Below are 21,776 nucleotides of genomic sequence, written 5' to 3' on the forward strand. Positions count from 1 at the left end.
TCAGCGCCCCCGGGACTCGAACTGCGCGCGGCCGTCGCCGGTGGCGCGGGTGTCGTACGGCGAGCGGCTGCGGTCGTGCGGCAGCGGCAGCCGGTGCACGATCTCCGCCACGATCGCGTCCGTCGTGCGCCGGTTGAGCTGCGCGTCGGCGGTCGGGATGATGCGGTGCGCGAGGACCGGGACGGCCAGCGCCTGGAGGTCGTCGGGGAGGACGTAGTCGCGACCCTCGAGCGCGGCCACCGCCTTCGCCGTCCGCAGCAGCTGCAACGTCGACCGCGGCGATGCGCCCAGCCGGATCTCGGGCGCCTCACGGGTCGCCGTCACCAGGGCGATCGCGTACTGCTGGACCGCGTCGGCGGCGTGCACGTCACGGACCGTGGCGATCAGCCGGCGTACCAGGGCCGCGTCGGCGACGGAGCGCAGGGCGTTCAACGGGTCCACGGCACCGTGCCCGTTGAGCATGGCCAGCTCGGCGCGCGGGTCCGGGTAGCCCATCGCGATGCGGGCGGTGAACCGGTCGCGCTGCGCCTCGGGCAGCGGGTACGTGCCCTCCATCTCGATCGGGTTCTGGGTCGCGATGACCATGAACGGCGCCTGCAGCTCGTACGTGGTGCCGTCGACCGTGACCTGCCGCTCCTCCATGCACTCGAGCAGGGCGGACTGGGTCTTCGGCGACGCCCGGTTGATCTCGTCGCCCACCACCAGGTTGGCGAAGACGGCGCCCGGCTTGAACTCGAAGTCGCGCGTCTCCTGGTTGTAGACGCTGACGCCGGTCACGTCGCTGGGCAGCAGATCCGGGGTGAACTGGATGCGGCGCACGGAACAGTCGATCGAGCGAGCCAGCGCCTTGGCGAGTTTGGTCTTGCCGACGCCGGGCACGTCCTCGATGAGGAGATGGCCCTCGGCCAGCATGACGGCGAGCGCCAGCCGTACGGTGGCGCTCTTGCCCTCGATGACCTGCTCGATGTTCGCGATGATCGCTTCGCTCGCGGCGCGGAACTCCGCATCCGGCAGCGGACCGCCGGGCTCGTCCCAGGTGGGGGTTGTCACGGGCCTCCTCCATGTCGTTCAAGCCCCTTCCACGGTTGACACCGGAAGGGAACCGAAGGTTCGCGGGCGGCCGGGGTGTCCGTGGGCCTCCGGCGCTCGCCGCCCGTTCCCCCACAGGTTAGCCCGGTCACAGCAACTCGCCGAGTGGGGCGTAAACCACCAACACGACACGTGGTCAACCAGACACGCATATCGGATGCGTTACGAATGGGGGTGGGGTGATACCGGTCGCCGCCGCCGAAGCAGGGCGGGTACCATGCCCGTATGGCCCGAGCCTTCCTGCTTCTTAGCTAGCCGTGCTGCTCGTCCCGCGAGGACCGCGAGGACGACGACCAGCGCGGCGCCCCCTCCTGTGAAGGGGGCTTTTTTGTGTCCACAGGCAGGCCTATACGAGAACGAGATGGTGACGATGAGCGAGTCCGAGACCACCGCGGACGTCCCGCCGTACCGGTACACGGCCGCGATGGCCGCCGCGATCGAGCCGCGCTGGCAGGCGTACTGGGCCGAGAACGGCACCTTTCACGCGCCGAACCCCACCGGCGAGCTGGCCGACCCCTCGCACCCGCGCGCGGGCGCGCCCAAGCTGCACGTGCAGGACATGTTCCCGTACCCGTCGGGTGCGGGGCTGCACGTCGGGCACCCGCTCGGCTACATCGGCACCGACTCGTACACCCGCTACAAGCGCATGGCGGGCTACAACGTGCTGCACCCGATGGGCTTCGACGCGTTCGGCCTGCCCGCCGAGCAGTACGCGGTGCAGACGGGCACCCACCCGCGCACCACGACCGAGGCGAACATCGAGCGCTACCGCGGTCAGCTGAAGCGCCTGGGCCTGGCGTACGACGACCGCCGCTCCTTCTCGACCACGGACCCGGACTACTACCGCTGGACCCAGTGGATCTTCCTGCAGGTCTTCAACTCGTGGTTCGACCCCGACCTGCGCAAGGCGCGGCCGATCGAGGATCTGGTCGCCGAGTTCGAGGCGGGCACCCGCGCTGTTCCGGACGGGCGGGACTGGGCCGGCCTGTCCCCGGTCGAGCGGCGCAAGGTGATCGACGGCTTCCGGCTGGCGTACGTCAGCGAGGCGCCGGTCAACTGGTGCCCCGGGCTGGGCACGGTGCTGGCCAACGAGGAGGTCACGCCGGACGGGCGCAGCGAGCGCGGTAACTACCCCGTCTTCCAGCGCTCGCTGAAGCAGTGGAAGATGCGGATCACCGCGTACGGCGACCGCCTGGTCGAGGACCTGGACGTGCTGGAGTGGCCGGAGCCGGTCAAGCTGATGCAGCGCAACTGGATCGGCCGCTCCCGCGGTGCGCACGTCGACTTCCCGACGGACGGCGACGACGTCATCTCGGTCTTCACCACGCGCCCCGACACCCTGTTCGGCGCGACGTACATGGTCCTGGCGCCCGAGCACGCCCTGGTCGACTCGATCGTGCCGGCCGCGTGGCCCGAGGGGACGAAGGACGCCTGGGCCGGTGGGCACGCGACGCCTTCCGGCGCCGTCGCCGCCTACCGTGCCGCGGCGGCTGCGAAGACCGAGGAGGAGCGGACCGCCGACGCCAAGGTCAAGACCGGCGTCTTCACCGGCGCGTACGCGACCAACCCGGTCAACGGCGCCCGCATCCCGGTCTTCATCGCCGACTACGTGCTGGCCGGTTACGGCACCGGCGCGATCATGGCTGTTCCCGGCCAGGACGAGCGCGACTGGGCCTTCGCGGAGGTCTTCGAACTGCCGATCATCCGTACGGTCGAAGCACCGGAAGATTTCGACGGCGCCTTCACGGGCGAGGGACCGGCGATCAACAGCGACTGGCTGAACGGCATGGGCGTCGCCGACGCGAAGGCGTCGATGATCTCCTGGCTGGAGGAGAAGGGAAAGGGCCGCGGCGCGACCACGTTCCGGCTGCGCGACTGGCTGTTCAGCCGGCAGCGGTACTGGGGCGAGCCGTTCCCCATCGTGTACGACGAGACGGGCCTGCCGATCGCACTGCCCGAGTCGATGCTGCCCGTGGAGCTGCCGGAGGTCGACGACTTCTCCCCGCGTACCTTCGATCCGGAGGACGCCGACAGCGAGCCGGAGACGCCGCTGTCGCGCAAGAAGGACTGGGTGCAGGTCGAGCTGGATCTGGGCCACGGGCCGAAGACGTACACCCGCGAGACGAACACCATGCCGCAGTGGGCCGGCTCCTGCTGGTACGAGCTGCGCTACCTGGACCCGCACAACGACAAGGTGCTGGTCGACCGGGAGAACGAGGCGTACTGGATGGGCCCGCAGGGTCCCGGCGACCCGGGCGGCGTCGACCTGTACGTCGGCGGCGTCGAGCACGCCGTCCTGCACCTGCTGTACGCCCGCTTCTGGCACAAGGTCCTGTACGACCTGGGCCACGTCTCGTCCTTCGAGCCGTTCCGGAAGCTGTTCAACCAGGGTTACATCCAGGCTTACGCGTACCGGGACGTTCGCGGTGTCATCGTGCCCGCCGAGGAGGTCGTCGAGCGCGACGGCAAGTACTACCACGGTGACCAGGAGGTCGCCCGCGAGTACGGCAAGATGGGCAAGTCGCTGAAGAACGTGGTCACCCCGGACGAGATGAGCGAGCAGTACGGCGCCGACACGTTCCGGGTGTACGAGATGGCGATGGGCCCGCTGGACGTTTCGCGGCCGTGGGAGACCCGCGCGGTCGTCGGTTCCCAGCGGTTCCTGCAGCGGGTGTGGCGGCTGATCGTGGACGAGGAGTCGGGCGAGGTGCGGGCGACCGACACCCCGCTGGACCCGAAGGTCCGCCGGGCACTGCACCAGGGCATCGCCGGCGTCCGCGAGGACATGGACGAGCTGCGGTTCAACACCGCGATCGCCAAGCTGATCCAGCTGACCAACACGCTGACGCCGCTGGAGACGACGTCGCGTGAGGCGGTCGAGCCGCTGGTGCTGATGATGTCGCCGTTCGCCCCGCATCTGGCCGAGGAGCTGTGGCGCAAGCTGGGTCACGACGGCAGCCTGGCGTACGAGCAGTTCCCGGTCGCCGACCCGGCCCAGCTGGTCGCCGAGTCGGTCACGTACCCGGTGCAGGTCAACGGCAAGGTCCGCGGCCGGGTCGAGGTGGCGCCGGACACGGCGGAGGATGCCGTACGGGAGGCCGCGCTGGCCGCGGTGGCCGAGGTACTGGCCGGCCGCGACCCCCGCAAGGTGATCGTCGTTCCCGGCCGCCTGGTCAGCGTGGTGGTCTGAGCATCCACCTGGTGGAACAGGGCCCGCCGCGAGTGCTCGCGGCGGGCCCTGACTCGTCAGAATGGTCCCGTGCCTGATCTTCCGGATGTGCTGCCCGTCGCCCCGCTGAGCTCGCCGCTGGACGCCACGGTGCGTCCGCCGGGTTCCAAGAGCATCACCAATCGCGCGCTGCTCTGTGCGGCGCTGGCGCCGGGCACCTCCGTGCTCTCCGGAGCGCTCTTCGCCGACGACACCCGGGCGATGATGGGCGCGGTCGCCGCGCTGGGCGCCCGCGTCGAAGCCGACGAGGCCGCGCGGACGATCGAGGTGACCGGCATCGACCCGCGGACCGCGGTGACCTCCGGCATGATCGACGCCCGGCAGTCCGGCACGACGTCCCGCTTCATCCTGCCCGCGGCGGCACTGCTGCCGGTCCGGACGGTCGTCGACGGGACGGCGCAGCTGCGGGCGCGCCCGTTCGGCCCCGTTCTGGAGGCGCTGCGCGGGGTCGGTGCCGTTGTGGAGGAACTGGACCAGCCCGGCTATCTGCCGGCCGCGGTGCGCGGGCCGCTGCGGGGGGGACCGGTCGAGATCAGCGGGCACATCTCCAGCCAGTTCCTGTCCGGTCTGTTGATGGCGGGGCCGCTGATGACCTCGGGGCTGGCGGTGTCACTGACCTCCCCGCTGGTCTCCGTGCCGTACGTGGAGATGACCAAGGCGGTGATGGCCGCCTTCGGGGTGCGGGCCGACGGCCTGTCCGTGTCTCCGGCGAGCTACCGGCCTGCCGACTACGAGGTGGAACCGGACGCCAGCGCCGCGTCCTACTTTTTGGGGGCGGCGGCGGTGGCCGGCGGCCGGGTGACGGTCGAGGGGCTCGGCACCGGCAGTCTCCAGGGTGACGTCCGGTTCGCGGACGTGCTGGAGCGGATGGGCGCCTCGGTGTCCCGCACCGCGACCTCGGTGACGGTGAGCGGGAACGGCCGGCTCACCGGGGTGGACGTCGACATGTCTGACATCTCGGATACAGCGCAGACGCTCGCGGCGGTGGCCGTGTTCGCGGACTCGCCGACGCGGGTGCGGGGGATCGGCTTCATCCGGGGCAAGGAGACCGACCGGGTGGGCGCCGTGGTGACGGAGCTGCGCCGGGCCGGGATCGACGCGGTCGAGGACGAGGACGGCTTCACGATCCACCCGGGGCAGCCCCGGCCGACGCGGTTCGCGACGTACGAGGACCACCGGATGGCGATGAGCCTGTCGCTGCTGGGGCTGCGGGCGCCCGGCATCGAGATCGAGGACCCGGGCTGTGTGGCGAAGACCTACCCGGACTACTTCAGGGACCTGGCCGCGTTGTCCTGACCGGGGTCAGGCGGCGACCGCGGCGGCGCGGCGGGCGGCCAGGCGCCAGCGGAGCACGATCGCCGTGGTCAGCCCGAAGCCGATGGCGGCCGGCGCGAGCGTCACCGGGTTCAGCTCGCCGGGCGACGCCACGGCCGCGCCGATCACGGCGTAGGAGACCGCGGACGGGATCGCGGCGAGGGTCGTGCCGAGCAGGTAGCGCTTGCGGCAGACCGACGTGGTGCCGTACGCGTAGCCGATCAGGCCGTACGGCGCGAGTGGCAGGAAGCGGACCAGCAGCACGGCCGCGAGGCCCCGGCGGTTGAGCCAGCTGTCGAGGCGGGCCATCCGGCCGCCGGCCTTGGCGCCGAGCGCCCCCCGGCCGGCCCAGCGGCCCGCGTAGTAGGTGGCGATCGCGGCGATCACCGCGGCGGCGAGTGCGGTCGCCGCGCCGGTCGCGGGGCCGAGCAGGGCGCCGCAGGCCAGCGTGATCGCCGTGCGCGGCACCAGCACCGACAGGAGCAGGCCGCCCACGACGGCGATGGCGACGGCGGCGGCGGGGCCGAGCGCGACCACCGAGTCGGCGATCGACTGCAGCGGCAGCACCGCCGCGGCCACGCCGAGCGCGGCGACGACGGCGGTGAGGACGCCTACGCGGACGAGCCCGCGGCGCCACCCCATCGGCTTGGGGGTCTGCTGGCTGGCCTGAGGGTCCGCGGGCGAGTGGAGCCCCCGCGGGGCGATCAGGGTGTCAGTCATGCAGGCTTACCGCCCTACGTCTCGTCGGTCCAGGAAATAGAGCTCGTTCCGGGTCACGCGGCGCCCGCGGCTGCGAGCCGCTCGCCGCGGAGCCGGTCGGCCCAGGTGTCGTCGAGCGGTGCAAGACTATCCGCGCCGATCGCCCAACTCAGTAGCAGATCGGCTATAGCTGGGTTGCGGGCGAGCGCGGGTCCATGGGCATACGTGCCCAGGATCTTCCCGTGCCAAGCGCCCTCGGTGTGCCCGTCATTCCCGATGCCGGCGGTGACCCGGGCCAAGGGTGCGACCCCGGGGCCGAGATGGGTACGCCCGCCGTGGTTCTCGAAGCCGGTCAGCGGGGGCAGGCCCAGCCGCGGGTCGATGTCGCCGCGGACCTCGCCGACCGCGCGCGTCTCGCCGCGGTCGGAGGTGAGGTCGAGCAGGTCCAGCCCGGCGCACTGGGCACCCTTGGCGAAGAAGGAGGCGCCGAAGAGCTGGTAGCCGGCGCACACCGCGAGCACCGCCGCACCTTGCGCCACGGCCCGGTGCAGGCCGCCGTCGGCGATCAGCCGCTGGGCGGCCAGGGCCTGCGGGCCGTCCTCGCCGCCGCCGATGAGATAGATGTCGGCGCTCGCGGGCATCGCCTGGTCGGAGCGCACCTGGTAGGTCTCCACCGGGATGCCCCGCAGGGCCGCGCGGCGCGCCAGGATCAGCATGTTGCCCCGGTCGCCGTACGTGGACAGCAGGTCCGGGTAGATCCAGACGATCCGCAGGGTGCTCTCACTCATGGTTTTCCTTTTGTTCTCCGCTGCGGGCAGGCTCAGTTGACACGGTCCAACTCCGCTCGGATGTCCTGGAACGCCGTGTAGTTCGCGATCACCTCGAGGCGCCCCGGCGGGGTGGCCTGGATCGCCTCCTCGAAGGTCTTAACGTGCCGGAAGGGCACATCGTTCACCTCGAGGCGTACGGCGAGGTCGTACGCGCGGTCCCCGGTGATCAGCACGGGCCGCCCGCGCAGCGGCGAGAAGTCCACGTCGTACAGCCACGAGGTGTCGAATCCGTCGGGGTCGCGGGCGTTGATGGAGAGCAGCGTCGGCGCCACCTCGGCCATGTCGAACGCCTCGAGCCAGCTCGCAGGGTTCTTGGCCAGCAGCAGCCGGATGTTGCGCCCGTCGCGGTCCACCTGCGCGTAGCGACCGGCCACAGAGGCCACGCCCGCGAGCCGGGGTGCCGCCTCTATGGGGCGTACGCCGAATTCGGCGGCGACGGCGAGCGCGGTGGCCGCGTTGCCGAGGTTGACCTGGCCCGGCAGCTGAAGCTTGACCAGGTGCCAGTCGCCCCTGGGGTCGAGCACGCCCTCGTCCTCGACCGTCCACTGCGCCTGCGGCCGGCGCAGCGGGCATCCCGTGCACCACCAGTCGCCCTGGGCCCGGTTGATGGGGGAGCCGCACTCGGGGCAGACCCACGAGTCGTCGGTCCAGCGCTGGCCCGCGCTGAACCAGACGACGTGAGCCGTGTTCACGGCCGCCCAGACCACCATCGGGTCGTCGGCGTTCGCGACCACGTGCACGTCCGGGTGGGCGGCGAGGGCGGTGCGCCACATCTGCGCCATCATCGCCACCTCCTTCGCCCGGTCGAGCTGGTCGCGGGAGAGGTTGAGGAGGGCCACCACGCGGGGGGTCGTCTCCTCGATGACCCGGGCGAGGTAGTGCTCGTCGACCTCGAGCACGGCGAACGGGGTGGAGCCCGCCTTCGCCAGCGCGGAGGTGTGCCCGGTGGGCATGTTGGCGCCGAACGAGTTGGTGGCGACCGGGCCCAGGACGCCCAGTGCCGCGGCCGTGAACCGGGTCGTGGTCGTCTTGCCGTTGGTGCCGGAGACAAGGGCGATGGCCCGGCCCGCGGCGAGGTTCCGCAGCAGGTCGGGATCGATCTTGAGGCCGATCCAGCCGCCGATCACCGATCCGTCGCCGCGTCCCGCGGCCCGCGAGAGGGCCGCCGCCGTGCGCGAGACGGAGCTCGCGACCTTGGCCCGCAAGGGCATCTTCCCGTCCGTCACGGCGACGAGGGTACCGGAAACGGACACTACGTCGAGTGGCGCCGGGTGCGACGCCGCCCGCGGTCACCGGTGCGGGGGGCGGCTCCGCCGAAAGGTTGATCGGGATAGGTCGTCCGTTGCCGTGTTTGGGCCGGTGGGGATGTTTGCGGGGGCATTCGCCCGACCTGTGCGCCGTCCTTGATCGCACCGCCCGCGGCTTTTTGTGTGTTCTGTTTCACCCGTAACCTTCAGCTGTCCGTAAGCATTACTGCGCGTAGCGTGGCGGCATTTGTCACAGGTGGATCACAAATCGGACACTGTCCACTGTGCCAAATACGAAGAGTCACGAGGGGCCGCCCCACGGTGGATCGAGAAATCGGGTAGGCAGGGTGGGCCGGTGAGCGACCGCCCACCGCTCGCACTGCACGGATCACGCCGAGCCCTGCCCCGGTCCGTACGGTGCGACCACGAAGCAAGTGAACGACCATAAAGGCATACGGGGGCAGGGACGGGGGACCCATTTCCGGTCCATCGGGTCGCAGGACCCGGGGGACCTCGGGGTGAAGCCGCCACCGGCGGCCGGGCATCCTTCCCGCCCGAACCCGACAGCTAACCTCGCAGGCGTGCCGGAGGGATATCTCTACCGTGCACGAACGCAGTTCGAGCCGGGGCCGCCGCATGTCCGTCGGCACCGGAACCGTCGCACTGTCCCTGGGTCTCTGCCTCTGCGCCGGCCAATTGGTCGCGACGCCGGCAGCATCCGCCGCCCCGATCACGGCGGCCGCTGCCGCGAAGGTGAAGCCGAAGGTCACCGCTTCGTACAACAAGCGGACGGTGTCCTGGGGTTCCAAGGTCCGGGTCACCACCAAGCTGATGAATCCGCGGACCGGCAAGAAGGTGGTCCATGGTTGGGTCCGCCTGCAGTCCAAGATCAACGGCAAGTGGAAGACCTGGCAGAACAAGCACGTGACGACCGGGACCGTCGTCTTCAACACCCAGCCCGGCAAGACCGTCTGGTTCCGTACGTACTACGGCGGTTCGCGGGGCATGGTGCCCAGCGCCAGCAAGCCGGTCAAGATCACGGTCAGGACCAGCGGCGCGAAGATCCTCGCCGAGGCCAAGAGGCACAAGGGCGCGCTCTACAAGTACGGCGCGGCCGGCCCCAAGCGCTTCGACTGCTCGGGTTACACCTTGTACGTCTACAAGAAGGCGGCGGGCAAGAAGCTGCCGCACAAGGCGAACTCGCAGCAGCACTACGGCAAGGGCGTCAGCAAGGGCAGCAAGCAGGCCGGCGATCTCCTCGTCTTCCGGTCCGGGTCCTACGGCACCCACGCCGCCATCTACGCGGGCGGCGGTTACATGTGGGCCTCCCCGCACACCGGTGCCCGGGTGCAGAAGCAGAAGATCTACGGCAGCAACTACGTCGTCCGGCGCATGGTCTGACGACAATGCAATAAGCAGTACGGCGGCACACGACAGTTCAGTGGGGCGCGACCCGGTTCGGGTCGCGCCCCACTGTCATGTCCTCCACTTCTCCCTCCACTTCCCTCCCCAAGGTCGACCCGAGCGCTCGGGTATGCCCTTTTTCGGCGGAGTTTCGTGCCCGCCTGGGCGGCTTGTCGGAAAGTGGACCTTGAATGGGGGCGCCAACCCCTCCACTCCGACCCACCGCGTCTGACGTGCGCATTCATCCGCGAAAACGGTTCATGGACGCGTCGATTCCGGTTGCGGGTGGAGGGAAGTGGAGTAGAGTGGAGCGCAGTGGCAGGGCCGGAGCGGACCTGCCGGCCCGAGTGAACAGGCGGACCGCGAAACCGCCAAAAGGGCAGGGGGGTTGCGCCGATGTTCCTCGGCACTCACACCCCGCGCCTGGACGACAAGGGCCGGCTGATCCTCCCGGCGAAGTTCCGGGACGAGCTGGCGGGAGGTGTCGTGATCACCAAGGGGCAGGAGCGTTGCCTGTACGTGTTCCCGATGCCGGAGTTCCAGCGGATCGCCGGGCAGCTGCGTGACCAGCCGGTCACCAACAAGGCAGCCCGGGCCTACGGCCGGGTGTTCTTCGCCAGCGCGCACGACGAGATCCCCGACAAGCAGGGCCGGGTCACCATCCCGGGCCACCTGCGGGAGTACGCGGCACTCGACCGCGAGCTCGTGGTGATCGGGGCGAGCACCCGGGTGGAGATCTGGGACAAGCAGTCCTGGGAGCAGTACCTCTCGGCGAGCGAGGACGACTTCGCCGACATCGAGGAGGGGGTGCTGCCCGGCGGACTGTAGGCGTGCTACCTGCCGGCCGCCGAGGCGGTCCGGACGTCGCTGCCGCCGTACTGCGAGATCTCCAGCCGCTCCCGCTCCTGGCGCCTCTTCCCCGGCGCCAGGCGTGTGTCCGGTGGGGCGCGCCCGATGGCAACGGGCACGAGCGGATGGGGATCTGGCGGTACGGAAGACGACCGGACGCCGATCGCGAACAAGCGGCCGGACGGCGCGCGAAAGAGAGCAGGGCGATGGGGGTCGACATGGGGGAGCTTCGCGGCACGCACGTGCCGGTGCTGCTCGAGCGCTGCCTCGAGCTGCTCGCCCCCGCGCTCGACCGTCCCGGTGCGGTGCACGTCGACTTCACGCTGGGCCTGGGCGGGCACGCCGAGGCCGTGCTGGAGCGGCACCCGGACGCGGTCCTGATCGGACTCGACCGGGACCCGGAGGCACTCGCGCACTCCCGGCACCGGCTCCAGCGCTTCACCGACCGCATCCACCTGATCCACGCCGTGTACGACGAACTTCCGGCGGTCCTCGCCGAGCTCGGCTTCGCCGCGTTCCACGGTGGGCTGTTCGACCTGGGCGTGTCCTCGTTGCAGCTCGACGAGGCGGACCGGGGCTTCGCGTACGCCAAGGACGCACCGCTGGACATGCGGATGGACCAGTCGCGGGGGATCACCGCCGAGGAGGTCGTCAACGGCTACGAGCCGGGCGAGCTGGTCCGCATCCTGCGGGTGTACGGCGAGGAGAAGTTCGCGCAGCGGATCGTCTCGGCGCTCGTCCGGGAGCGGGCGAAGGCGCGGATCGTGTCCACGGCCAGGCTCGCGGAGCTGGTCCGGGACGCCATCCCGGCCGCCGCGCGGCGAACGGGTGGCAATCCCGCCAAAAGAACGTTTCAGGCACTACGTATTGAGGTAAACGCGGAACTCGCCGCCCTCGAAGCCGCGGTTCCGGCTGCATTGGACTTCCTGGCCCCGAAAGGGCGCCTTGTAGTGATGTCGTATCAGTCATTGGAAGACAGGATCGTCAAGCGCGCCCTGGCCGCCAGGGCACGCAGCACCGGGCCGATCGATCTGCCGGTCGAACTGCCCGGAACCGGTCCGACAATGCGGCTGCTGACCAGGGGGTCCGAGCCGCCCACGGCGGCGGAGGTGGCGGAGAACCCGCGTGCGGCTTCGGTGAAGCTGCGCGCGGCGGAACGGATCGACGAGCAGGACCAGGGACAGGGGGCCGCCCGCGAACGGCCCCGGATGTCCGCGCACGGGGGACGAGGGCGGCGACGCCCGGGGGAACACCAGGAGGGGGAGGGGCATTGAGCGAGCGCATGACCACCGCGCCGCGGTCGGGGGGCCGGACCGCGGATCGGGCGGACAAGGGCCGGCGCACGCCGGCCGGCACGAAGGGAACGGCGCGGGGGGCGCGCCAGTTCCCGATCGAGGGCACCACCGCCCTGAAGCTCAACGCTGAGCAGCAGCGGGACACCGTCGCGACGCCGCGCCTGCGGGTCGCGCCGCCCGCGCCGATCAACGCGCCGCGGGCGCCGTTCATCGCGCTGGTGGTCGCCGTCGTGGTGGCCGGGGTGCTGGGCATCCTGCTCATCAACACCAGGACGGCGGAGAACTCGTTCGAGCTCGACACGCTGCAGCAGCAGCAGGCCGATCTGGACGCGCGCCAGCAGGCGCTGGAGAACGAGATCGCCGCCAACAACATGCCCGGCAGCCTGGATGCGGCAGCGCGCCGGCAGGGCCTGGTCAAGGCGGACTCGCCGGCGTACATCCGGCTGCCCGACGGCAAGATCATCGGGGTGCCGAAGCCGGGCCGCGGTGAGCCGGCCGTGACCGCCCAGGACCCGGCCGCCACGGCTAGGGCCGTCGAGCGGGCGAAGTCCACCCAGGACGCGACGACGCAGGACGTGACCGGGGACGCCGCCACCGGATCGGGTGCGGCCACCCCGGCAGGTGTGCCGGGTGCGGCTGCCCCGGCGGGCGTGCCGGGTCAGGGCACGTCTCCCGTCACCGGGCAGTAGCGCGGTGACGCCGCGTTCGGACGAGACGCCGCGCCGGGGCCAGCAGCCCCGGCGCGGCGCTTCTTCCCAGGAGCAGACGACCGCGGGCGACGAGCGTGACCGCGGCTTCGGGGGCATCGGCGCCGCGCGGGCGTACACGCCGCGCGGGCGGACCGTGCGCGAGGGCGACCAGCGCACCCGGTCGCCGCGGACCGGGCGGAACGTCGACCCGATCCGGCCGCCGCTGCAGGTTCTCGACGGCGGCCGGCCGGTGCGGGAACGCCGCCGTGACACCGACGACGAGCTGCCGCCGCAGCGCCGCGGTGCGACAGGCGACGGCCACGAGGAACCCAAGGGCCGCTCGCGCCGGGACCGCGGCGACCGTGATCAAGGAACCCGGGACCGCCAGCCGCGAACCGGCCGGGCCGGACAGGACCGTGGCCGGGCGGCACCGGACCGTGGCAGGGCGGCGCAGGACCGTGGGCGGAGCCAGGGCGCGCGCGGTGAGGCGACACGCGCGACCGCGGGGGCCGGACGTACCCGGTCGATCGCCGATCCACGCCGCGCCGGTGCCGGGCGTACCGAGGCGGGCCGGCCCGGGCGCGACCGCCGTGTCGCCGCCCCGCCCGGTCCCCGGCGGTCAGCGGGTGCCCGGCCCGGCGCCGCGCCGCCGCGCCCCGGCAGCCGCCGACTCACGGCGGTGGTTCCGGCCGAGCCGCCGAAGCTGGCCAACAGCACCAAGCGGCTGCGCCTGGGCACCGTGCTGGCCCTGTCGCTGTTCGTGATGATCGGCGTGCGGCTCGTCGTGCTCCAGGTCATGGAGTCGCCGGCCGCGACGCAGAGCCTGATGGAGCAGCAGAAGAACCGGCTGGCCGACGTCGTGCTGCCCGCCTCGCGCGGGAGCATCCTGGACCGCTCCGGGGCCGTGCTCGCGCACAGCGTCGAGGCCCGGTACATCTATGCCGACCCCGAGCTGGTCAAGGACCCGGCGAAGACGGCCGCCCAGCTGTCCCCGCTGCTCGGCGTGCCGCAGTCCAAGCTGATCCAGCTGATGGCGAAGAAGAAGCGTCCCGGCGGCGGCGAGTCCCGCTTCGAGTTCCTGGCCCGCGGCGTCGACATCGCCGTCGCGGACAAGATCAAGAAGCTGAACCTGGCCGGCGTCGGGTCCCGGCGTGACGAGCGCCGGGACGTGCCCGGTGCCGACCTGGCCGCCAATCTGATCGGCTTCACCGGCGAGGACCACACCGGGCTGGAGGGCATCGAGGCCCGCTACGACGAGCTGCTGCGCGGCACCAACGGCGAGAAGGTGTACGAGATCGGCCGCGGCGACCTGGCCAAGGAGATCCCCGGCGGCTACCACCGCGAGACGCCGGCCGCCCCGGGCTCCTCGGTCCAGCTCACCATCGACCGCGACCTGCAGTTCGAGGTGCAGCGCTACCTCAGCCAGCAGATGGAGAAGGTCAACGCCACCGTCGCCGGCGCGGTCGTCCTCGACGTGCAGACCGGCGAGGTGCTGGCGCAGGCGAGCTATCCGACCTACAACGCGCAGAAGCCGTTCGACTTCAAGCCCACCGAGCGCGAGGACGCGCCGTCCAGCGTCATCTCGGACCCGGGCTCGACGCACAAGGCGTTCACCATCGGGGCGGCCCTGCAGGAGGGGGCCATCACCAAGGACTCCGAGGTCGTCGTCGGCCGGGCGCTGCGGCTGGGCGGAGAGCCCTTCGTCGACCACCACTCCTTCCCGAACGGTACGAAGCTCACGATTCCCCAGGTTCTGGCGTACTCGTCGAACGTCGGCACGATCCGCATCGGGCAGAAGCTCGGCAAGGAGAAGCTGTACGAGTACCAGCAGAAGTTCGGCCTCGGCCGCCCCACCAACGAGGGCATGCCCGGTGAGGCGTCCGGGCGGCTGCTGGCGCCGGACGAGTGGAGCGGGTCCGCGTACGGCTCGGTGCCGATCGGCCACAGCGTGGACGCGACCCTGCTGCAGATGGTGGCCGGGTACGGAGCGATCGCCAACGACGGCATGTACGTCCAGCCGCACCTGATCAAGGGAACGATCTCCGGCCGCGACGGCACGGTGACGGCGACCGCGCCGCCGGAGACGCACCGGGTGCTCGACACCCGGGTGGCGCGGGACCTGCGCGAGATGATGGAGGCCGTCGTCGACGCCAAGGGGGCCACCGGCACCAAGGCCAAGGTCGACGGCTACCGGGTGTCCGGCAAGACGGGCACCGGCAAGATGCTGGTCGACGGGCAGTACACCAGCCACAACGCGGGATCGTTCATCGGCATGGCGCCCGCCGAGAAGCCGCGCTTCGTCATCGGCGTCTTCGCGGACGTCCCCAACGGCACCGGCGGCGAGGTGGCCGCGCCGGCGTTCGCCAAGATGATGAGCTCGGCGCTGCTGCACTACCGCGTGCCACCGTCCGGTACCAAGCCGCCGATCTTCGCGTGGAAGGACTGAGCCACGCGGATGGCGTGCGCAGCCAGGTCCGCGACACCGGGTAGGGTCTGACGCCGTGTCCGGCATTCCCCGTCCCCAGACCGTCCAGCCGTCGCGGCTGACCGGCCTCGCGGCGCTGGTCGGCGCCGAGGTCGCCGGCGCCGACGCCGAGGTCACCGGCGTGACCCACGCCAGCGGTGAGGTCCGTCCCGGCGATCTGTACGCTGCGCTGCCCGGCGCCCGCCGGCACGGCGCCGAGTTCGTCGGTGCCGCCGCCGAGGCGGGCGCCGCCGGCGTGCTGACCGACCCGGCCGGACGGGACGCCGCGTCCGCCGCCGGGCTGCCGGTGCTGGTGGTGCCCGACCCGCGCGCGGTGCTCGGCGTGGTGTCCTCGGCCGTCTACGGCGACCCGACCGCGCGGCTCACCGTGATCGGCCTGACCGGCACCGCCGGCAAGACCAGCACGGCCTACCTCGTCGAGTCGGGGCTGCGGGCGGCGGGACTGACCACCGGGCTGATCGGCACGGTGGAGACCCGCCTGGGCGACCTCGTGGTCGGCAGCGCGCGTACGACGCCGGAGGCCACCGACCTGCACGCGATCCTCGCTGCCGCGGTCGAGCGCGGGGTGACCGCGGTGGTGATGGAGGTGTCCAGCCACGCGCTGGCCATGGGCCGCGTCGGCGGCGTCCGGTTCGCCGTCGGCGGTTACACCAACTTCGGGCTCGACCACCTCGACTTCCACGCCGACGCCGACGACTACTTCGCGGCCAAGGCGAAGCTGTTCGACGGCCGCTGCCGGTCCGAGGTGCTGAACGCCGACGACCCGGCGCTGAAGCCGCTGTTCAAGCCGGCCACCATCAGCTATTCCGCGGCCGGGGACGCCGCCGCGACCTGGTCGGCGTCCGGCGTCAGCGGCGACGCCTTCGGCCAGCGCTTCACCGCGCACGGCCCCGGCGGCGACGTCCGGGCCGGGGTCGCGCTGCCCGGGCGGCACAACGTCGCCAACGCGCTGCTCGCCCTCGCGTCGCTGGTCGCGGCCGGCATCGACCCGCAGGTCGCGGCCGACGGCATCGCCGCCTGCCCGGGCGTGCCCGGCCGGCTGGAGCGGGTCGAGTCCCCGGGTGAGGTGTTCGGCGTCGTGGACTACGCGCACAAGCCGGACGCGATCGTGGCTGCGCTGGCCGCGCTGCGCGAGCTGGCCACCACCCGCGGCGGCCACCTGGTCTGCGTCATCGGCGCCGGTGGCGACCGGGACAAGGGCAAGCGTCCGCTGATGGGTGCGGCCGCCGCTCGCGGCGCCGACCTCGTCGTGGTCACCGACGACAATCCGCGCACCGAGGACCCGGCCGGCGTGCGCGCCGCGGTCCGGCAGGGCGCGGAGGAGGCCGGCGCGCCGGCGAAGATCATCGAGGTGGCGGGCCGCCGGGCCGCCATCGACGAGGCGGTACGGCTGGCCGGTCCCGGCGACGTCGTGGCCGTCCTCGGCAAGGGACACGAGCGAGGCCAGGAGGTGAACGGCGAGGTGCTGCCGTTCGACGACCGGATCGAGCTCGCCGCCGCGCTGGCCGCGCGCCCCGGCGGTGCAGCTTGATCCGCATGACGCTGGATGAGATCGCCGCGGTGACCGGAGGGCGTCTCGTCAACGCCGACCCGGCCGCGACCGTCACCGGCCCGGTCGAGTACGACTCCCGCGCCCTGCTGCCCGGCGGCCTGTTCGTCGCGTTCGCGGGCGAGAAGGTCGACGGGCACGATTACGCCGCCACCGCCGTCGAGGCCGGGGCCGCCGCGGTGCTCGGCTCCCGCGACACCGGGCAGCCGGGCATCGTGGTCGCCGAGCCGCTGGAGGCGCTGGCGAAGCTGGCCCACGTGGCGGTCGGCCGGCTCCCGGAGCTGACCGTCGTGGGGCTGACCGGCTCGTCCGGCAAGACCACCACCAAGGACTACATCGGGCAGCTGCTCGCCCGGCTCGGCCCCACGGTGGCGCCGGCCGGGTCGCTCAACAACGAGCTCGGGTTCCCGTACACGGTGCTGAAGGCGACCACCGGGACGCGGTTCCTGGTGCTGGAGATGGGCGCCCGGGGCATCGGGCACATCGCGCACCTGACCGGCATCGCCGCGCCGCGGATCGGGGTGGTGCTCAACATCGGCGCCGCCCACATCGGCGAGTTCGGGTCGGTCGAGGGCACCGCGCGGGCCAAGGGTGAGCTGGTGGAGAGCCTGCCGGCCGAGGGGCTGGCGGTGCTGAACGCCGACGATCCGCTGGTCGCCGCGATGGCCTCGCGCACGCAGGCCCGGGTGGTCCGGGTGGGCGAGTCGGCGCAGGCCGGGGTGCGGGCCACCGACGTGACTCTGGACGAGCGGGGACGCGCGGCCTACACGCTGGTCACCCCGGCGGGCAGTGCTCCGGTACGCCTCGCCGTGACCGGCCGCCACCAGGTCGGCAACACGCTCGCCGCCGCGGCCGTCGCGCTCGAGGCGGGGATGCCCGTCGCCGATGTCGCCGCCGCGCTGGGCGAGGTGGGAATCGTCTCCAGCCGCCGGATGGACGTCTTCGACCGCCCGGACGGGGTGACGGTCATCGACGACTCGTACAACGCCAACCCGTCCTCGACCGCCGCCGCCCTGCGCGCGCTGGCGGCCCTGGGGGAGGGGCGGCGCACGATCGCCGTGCTGGGCTACATGGCCGAGCTGGGGGAGTACGAGACGTCCGGGCACCAGGACGTCGGCCGCCTCGCCGCCGAGCTGGGCGTGGACCGGCTGGTGGCCGTCGCGCAGGCCGCGCCGGTGCTGGACGGTGCTGCGTCCATACCGGAATGGAAGGGTGAGCCGATCGCCGCCGCCGACCAGGCGGCCGCCATCGCCGCGGTGACCGGGGATCTGCGCCCGGGCGACGTGGTGCTGGTCAAGGGTTCGCGCTACCGCACGTGGGAGGTGGCCGATGCGCTGCGCGCGGATGCGGCCGCCGAGGAGGTAAGCCCGTGAGGGCAGTCATCGTCGCGGCCGCGGTCGCGTTCATCATCTCGCTGTTCGGCACCCCGGTGGCCATCCGCGTGTTCACCGCGCTGAAGGCCGGCCAGCCGATCCGCGCGGTCGGCCCGGCCTCGCACCAGGGCAAGAAGGGCACGCCCACGATGGGCGGTGTCGCGTTCATCGTCGCGACGGTGCTGGCGTACGTGGCCGGCCACGTCGCGCTGACCACCCTGCCCCCGGGGCAGATCGCCCAGGTCCAGCCCACGATGACGGCCCTGGTGCTGCTCGGGCTGTTCGTCTTCTGCGGCGCGGTCGGCTTCCTGGACGACTTCCTCAAGGTGCGCAAGCGGCACTCCGGCGGCCTCAGCGCCAAGGGCAAGCTGCTCGGGCAGCTGGTGGTCGGCGGCGGCCTCGGTGTCGCGGCGCTCTACGTGCAGAGCACCAACGGGCAGACCGTGGCGAGCGAGCACATCTCGTTCATCCGCGACATCAGCTTCCTCGACGTCGGCAAGGTCGGCTCGGTCATCGTGTTCGTCTTCGTCATCATGTCGATGTCGAACGGCGTGAACCTCACCGACGGCCTCGACGGCCTGGCCACGGGCGCCTCGATCCTGGTGCTGGGGGCGTACGCGCTGATCGGCTTCTGGCAGTACCGCCACTGGTGCGGCGACACCGCGTACACGGGCCGGTACTGCTACGAGGCCCGCGACCCCCTCGAGATCGCGCTGATCGCGGCCGCGGCCGCGGGCGCCTGTGTCGGCTTCCTGTGGTGGAACACGTCCCCGGCACGGATCTTCATGGGCGACACCGGCGCGCTGGGCCTCGGCGGCCTGATCGGCGGCCTGGCGATGGCAACCCGTACGACCCTGCTGTCGATCATCATCGGCGGCCTGTTCGTCATCATCACGATGTCGGTCGTCATCCAGATCATCTCGTTCAAGACCACCGGCAAGCGGGTGTTCCGCATGTCGCCGCTGCAGCACCATTTCGAGCTGGCGGGCTGGAGCGAGGTCAACATCGTGGTCCGCTTCTGGATCGTCGCGGGCATCTGCGTCGCCATCGGCCTGGGCCTCTTCTACAGCGACTTCCTGCGAGTCATGGGATAGATCTCCCGCGACACGCCACGGCGGAACCCGGGCGTGGCGTGTCGCCCCACCATGATGGTGGGCATGGGGGAGGACAAGCCTGAGGCCCGGACCACGGTCACCGTGTCGCCGGCGGCGACCGTGCAGCCCGCGCCGCCACCGGTGCGGCCCAAGACGCTGAGCCAGCAGCTGCTGCCCGCGGTGCACGGCATGCTCGCACGGCCGCTGTCCTCGTACTACCTGCTGATCGCCAGCTCGGGCCTGCTGCTGCTGATCGGCCTGACCATGGTGTTCTCCGCGACCAGCGTCAAGGCGTACGCGGAGGACGGCAGCGCCTTCGGTGCCGTACGCAACCAGCTCGTCTTCGCGGTCCTGGGCCTGGTCGGCTTCTGGGTGTGCCAGCGGCTGCCCGCGAGCACCCTGCGGTTCTTCGGCGTCTACATCCTGGGCGGGGCCGTCGTGCTGCTGGGAATCCTCGACCTGCTCCAGGCCTTGGGCGCCATCGGCATCCTGCACGTCGCGCCGGACGGCAGCGTGTCGCTCGGGCCGCTGCGCGCCAACCTGCTCTGGCTCTACATCGGCCCGGTCGGCCTCCAACCGTCCGAATTCGTCAAGATCGGCGTCGCTCTGTGGGGCGCGGACATCATCGCCCGCAAGGGCGCCGACCTCGGATACTGGCGGCAGCTGTCCATGCCCATGTTCCCGATCGTCGGCCTCCTGTTCGTCCTGGTCGGCTACAACGACCTCGGCACCATGCTGGTGGTGCTGGCACTGATCGTCGGCCTCCTCTGGGCCGCCGGGGTGCGGACCCGGGTCTTCGCCGCCCTCGGCGTGCTGGGGCTCTCGGGCGTCGGCCTGCTGATCGCGGCGGCCTCCCGCGGCGCCGGCTCGGGTGCTCAGGGCGAGCCGAACTACCGGCTCCTGCGCATCACCACCTGGCTGAAGCCGCCGACGGACTGCGCCGCCGACCTCTGCTACCAGATTCTGCAGGCCCGCTCGGCAATCTACGAGGGTGGCTGGTTCGGTGTGGGCCTCGGCAAGGGCGCCCTGAAGTGGAACTGGCTGCCGGCTGCCGACAACGACTTCATTTACGCGGTGGTCGCCGAGGAACTGGGCGTGGTCGGATGCATGGTGATCGCCGTGCTTTTCGGCGTGCTCGCGTACACCGGTTTCCGGATCGCCCGCCGCGTCGACGACCCGTTCCGGCGTCTGGCCGCGACCGGCATCACCACCTGGCTCGTCGCGCAGGCGGTCATCAACATGGGCGGCGTGATCGGCTTGCTGCCGCTGACCGGTGTGCCGCTGCCACTGATCTCCGCCGGTGGCAGCGCCCTGGTCGTGACGATGGCCGGCGTCGGCATCCTCGCCTCCTTCGCCAGGGCGGAGCCCGACGCCGCGCGAGCCCTGCACGCCCGTCCGCCCGCTCGGTGGGTGCGACTAGTGTGGGCCCCGCTGCCGCCGCTCCCCCCGCAGCGGCGGCCGGGTCCGTCGCGCCCTGCCAACCGGGCACCCGAGGCCAAGGGGGGTGTTAGGAGACGGTGATGGGTCCGCTGCGGTCGGTCGTGCTCGCCGGAGGAGGCACCGGCGGTCACATCTATCCGCTGCTCGCCTTCGCCGATGCGCTGCGCCGCCACTTCCCCGAGGTGCGCATCACCACGCTGGGCAGCCCGAAGGGGATGGAGAACGACCTCATCCCGCCCGCCGGCTACGACCTGCGGGTGATCCCGGCGTTCCAGCTCCCGCGCGCGATCAACCTCAATCTCCTGCGCACCCCGGACCGCATGTACAAGTCCGCGCACGCCGCCGGGAAGATCATCGACGAGGTTCAGGCCGACGTCGTGGTCGGCTTCGGCGGGTACGTGTCGGTGCCGGCGTACCTGGCGGCGTGGCGGCGCGAGCTGCCCATCGTCATCCACGAGGTCAACGTGCCCCCGGGTGTGGCCAACCGGATGGGCATGAGGTTCACCAAGAACGTCGCCGTGGGCTTCCCCAGCCAGCCGCGGGCCGCCGAGTCGCTGCGCGACGCCAGGGTGGTGGGCGTGCCGCTGCGTACGGCGATCGCCCGGATGGACCGCGCCGCCCTGCGCCCGCAGGCGCTGGAGCACTTCGGCCTGCGCCCCGACCTGCCGGTGCTGTTCGTCTCCGGCGGCTCGTCGGGCGCCCGCACCATCAACCTGGCGGTGGCGGAGGCGGCCAAGAAGATCACCCACGCCGGCATCCAGGTGCTGCACGTGCAGGGCGGGCGCAACGACCCGTTCGAGGTGCCCAGCGACCTGCCGGCGCCGTACGTCGTGGTGCCGTACCTTTCGGACATGCAGCTCGGCTACGCGGCCGCCGACCTGATGCTCTGCCGCGGCGGGGCGATCACGGTCGCCGAGACCACCGCGATCGGGTTGCCGGCCATCTACGTGCCGTACCCGCACAGCAACCAGGAACAGAAGCGCAACGCGCTGCCGGTCGTCGAGTCCGGCGGCGGCCTGCTGGTGGACAACGCCGAGCTGACCGCGGAGTGGATCGAGCGTACGGTCATCCCGCTCGCCCGTGACCCCCAGCGGCTCGGCGCGATGGGCCGGGCGGCGGGCGCGTACGGCCGCCGCGACGGCGATGAGGCACTGCTGGACTTCGTGTGCGAGGCGGTCGCCCGCCGATGA

At 71.8% G+C, this 21,776-nt stretch carries 15 protein-coding genes, 1 pseudogene and 1 riboswitch; of the genes and pseudogenes, 12 read left to right on the forward strand and 4 right to left on the reverse strand.

The genetic code is table 11. From position 1 onward, the window contains the following. Complete coding sequence (locus tag AB0368_RS23135; protein ID WP_366156009.1) at positions 1-1,050, reverse strand: MoxR family ATPase; 1,050 nt, start codon at positions 1,048-1,050, stop codon at positions 1-3. 409 nt (positions 1,051-1,459) lie between these two features. On the opposite strand from AB0368_RS23135, the gene leuS reads away from it, so the two are divergent. Beyond that, positions 1,460-4,279, forward strand: a complete 2,820-nt coding sequence (gene leuS / locus AB0368_RS23140; RefSeq protein ID WP_366156010.1) for a leucine--tRNA ligase — start codon at positions 1,460-1,462, stop codon at positions 4,277-4,279. Between the two features lie 69 nt (positions 4,280-4,348). Next, positions 4,349-5,614, forward strand: a complete 1,266-nt coding sequence (gene aroA, locus AB0368_RS23145) for a 3-phosphoshikimate 1-carboxyvinyltransferase (RefSeq protein ID WP_366156011.1) — start codon at positions 4,349-4,351, stop codon at positions 5,612-5,614. 6 nt (positions 5,615-5,620) lie between these two features. Here aroA and AB0368_RS23150 read toward each other — a convergent pair whose 3' ends face one another. Genes AB0368_RS23150 through AB0368_RS23160 form a run of 3 tightly spaced genes read right to left on the reverse strand, consistent with a single transcriptional unit; the run spans position 5,621 to position 8,372 of the window. Continuing rightward, the gene (locus tag AB0368_RS23150) at positions 5,621-6,352 is read right to left on the reverse strand and encodes a VTT domain-containing protein (protein WP_366156012.1); all 732 of its coding nucleotides are present in this window, start codon (positions 6,350-6,352) and stop codon (positions 5,621-5,623) included. Positions 6,353-6,405: 53 nt separating this feature from the next. Further along, positions 6,406-7,119: a glutamine amidotransferase gene (locus tag AB0368_RS23155; protein ID WP_366156013.1), complete on the reverse strand. Its 714-nt coding sequence runs from the start codon at positions 7,117-7,119 to the stop codon at positions 6,406-6,408. Between the two features lie 32 nt (positions 7,120-7,151). Further along, entirely contained in the window at positions 7,152-8,372 is a 1,221-nt protein-coding gene (locus AB0368_RS23160; RefSeq protein ID WP_366156150.1) for a MurT ligase domain-containing protein, read from the reverse strand. Between the two features lie 465 nt (positions 8,373-8,837). Beyond that, positions 8,838-9,005, forward strand: a riboswitch (cyclic di-AMP (ydaO/yuaA leader). A gap of 6 nt (positions 9,006-9,011) precedes the next feature. Between AB0368_RS23160 and AB0368_RS23165 the strand changes: the two genes are divergently transcribed. The 10 genes and pseudogenes from AB0368_RS23165 (at position 9,012) to murG (ending at position 21,776) form a co-directional block, all read left to right on the forward strand. Further along, complete coding sequence (locus AB0368_RS23165; protein ID WP_366156014.1) at positions 9,012-9,809, forward strand: NlpC/P60 family protein; 798 nt, start codon at positions 9,012-9,014, stop codon at positions 9,807-9,809. A gap of 399 nt (positions 9,810-10,208) precedes the next feature. Next, positions 10,209-10,640, forward strand: coding sequence for a division/cell wall cluster transcriptional repressor MraZ (mraZ, locus tag AB0368_RS23170; protein ID WP_366156015.1), 432 nt, complete (start codon positions 10,209-10,211; stop codon positions 10,638-10,640). 227 nt (positions 10,641-10,867) lie between these two features. Next, positions 10,868-11,935, forward strand: a complete 1,068-nt coding sequence (gene rsmH, locus AB0368_RS23175) for a 16S rRNA (cytosine(1402)-N(4))-methyltransferase RsmH (RefSeq protein ID WP_366156016.1) — start codon at positions 10,868-10,870, stop codon at positions 11,933-11,935. Between the two features lie 8 nt (positions 11,936-11,943). Then, positions 11,944-12,447, forward strand: a pseudogene (locus AB0368_RS23180) (hypothetical protein); the annotation flags it as partial. 481 nt (positions 12,448-12,928) lie between these two features. After that, positions 12,929-15,091, forward strand: a complete 2,163-nt coding sequence (locus AB0368_RS23185; protein ID WP_366156151.1) for a penicillin-binding transpeptidase domain-containing protein — start codon at positions 12,929-12,931, stop codon at positions 15,089-15,091. A 55-nt stretch (positions 15,092-15,146) separates the two neighbouring features. Continuing rightward, positions 15,147-16,661 (forward strand): UDP-N-acetylmuramoyl-L-alanyl-D-glutamate--2,6-diaminopimelate ligase, encoded by a 1,515-nt coding sequence (locus tag AB0368_RS23190; protein WP_366156017.1) that lies wholly within the window; start codon positions 15,147-15,149, stop codon positions 16,659-16,661. Continuing rightward, positions 16,658-18,052, forward strand: a complete 1,395-nt coding sequence (gene murF / locus AB0368_RS23195) for a UDP-N-acetylmuramoyl-tripeptide--D-alanyl-D-alanine ligase (protein WP_366156018.1) — start codon at positions 16,658-16,660, stop codon at positions 18,050-18,052. Before AB0368_RS23190 ends, murF begins: the two co-directional genes overlap by 4 nt. Continuing rightward, on the forward strand, positions 18,049-19,146 hold the full coding sequence (gene mraY / locus AB0368_RS23200) for a phospho-N-acetylmuramoyl-pentapeptide-transferase (RefSeq protein WP_366156019.1): 1,098 nt from the start codon (positions 18,049-18,051) through the stop codon (positions 19,144-19,146). Before murF ends, mraY begins: the two co-directional genes overlap by 4 nt. Positions 19,147-19,209: 63 nt before the next feature. Beyond that, positions 19,210-20,667 (forward strand): putative peptidoglycan glycosyltransferase FtsW, encoded by a 1,458-nt coding sequence (locus AB0368_RS23205; RefSeq protein ID WP_366156020.1) that lies wholly within the window; start codon positions 19,210-19,212, stop codon positions 20,665-20,667. After that, positions 20,667-21,776, forward strand: coding sequence for an undecaprenyldiphospho-muramoylpentapeptide beta-N-acetylglucosaminyltransferase (gene murG / locus AB0368_RS23210; protein WP_366156021.1), 1,110 nt, complete (start codon positions 20,667-20,669; stop codon positions 21,774-21,776). Before AB0368_RS23205 ends, murG begins: the two co-directional genes overlap by 1 nt.

Origin of the sequence: Actinoplanes sp. NPDC051475 (genome assembly GCF_040689425.1) — a bacterium.
Lineage (GTDB): Bacteria > Actinomycetota > Actinomycetes > Mycobacteriales > Micromonosporaceae > Actinoplanes.

Excerpts from the sequence above, each read along its gene's own strand:
- AB0368_RS23160 (WP_366156150.1), bottom strand. The coding sequence starts at position 8,372 with ATGCCCTTGCGGGCCAAGGTCGCGAGCTCCGTCTCGCGCACGGCGGCG.
- AB0368_RS23150 (WP_366156012.1), bottom strand. The coding sequence starts at position 6,352 with ATGACTGACACCCTGATCGCCCCGCGGGGGCTCCACTCGCCCGCGGAC.
- AB0368_RS23155 (WP_366156013.1), bottom strand. The coding sequence starts at position 7,119 with ATGAGTGAGAGCACCCTGCGGATCGTCTGGATCTACCCGGACCTGCTG.
- AB0368_RS23205 (WP_366156020.1), top strand. The coding sequence starts at position 19,210 with ATGGGGGAGGACAAGCCTGAGGCCCGGACCACGGTCACCGTGTCGCCG.
- rsmH (WP_366156016.1), top strand. The coding sequence starts at position 10,868 with ATGGGGGTCGACATGGGGGAGCTTCGCGGCACGCACGTGCCGGTGCTG.
- mraZ (WP_366156015.1), top strand. The coding sequence starts at position 10,209 with ATGTTCCTCGGCACTCACACCCCGCGCCTGGACGACAAGGGCCGGCTG.
- murG (WP_366156021.1), top strand. The coding sequence starts at position 20,667 with ATGGGTCCGCTGCGGTCGGTCGTGCTCGCCGGAGGAGGCACCGGCGGT.
- leuS (WP_366156010.1), top strand. The coding sequence starts at position 1,460 with ATGAGCGAGTCCGAGACCACCGCGGACGTCCCGCCGTACCGGTACACG.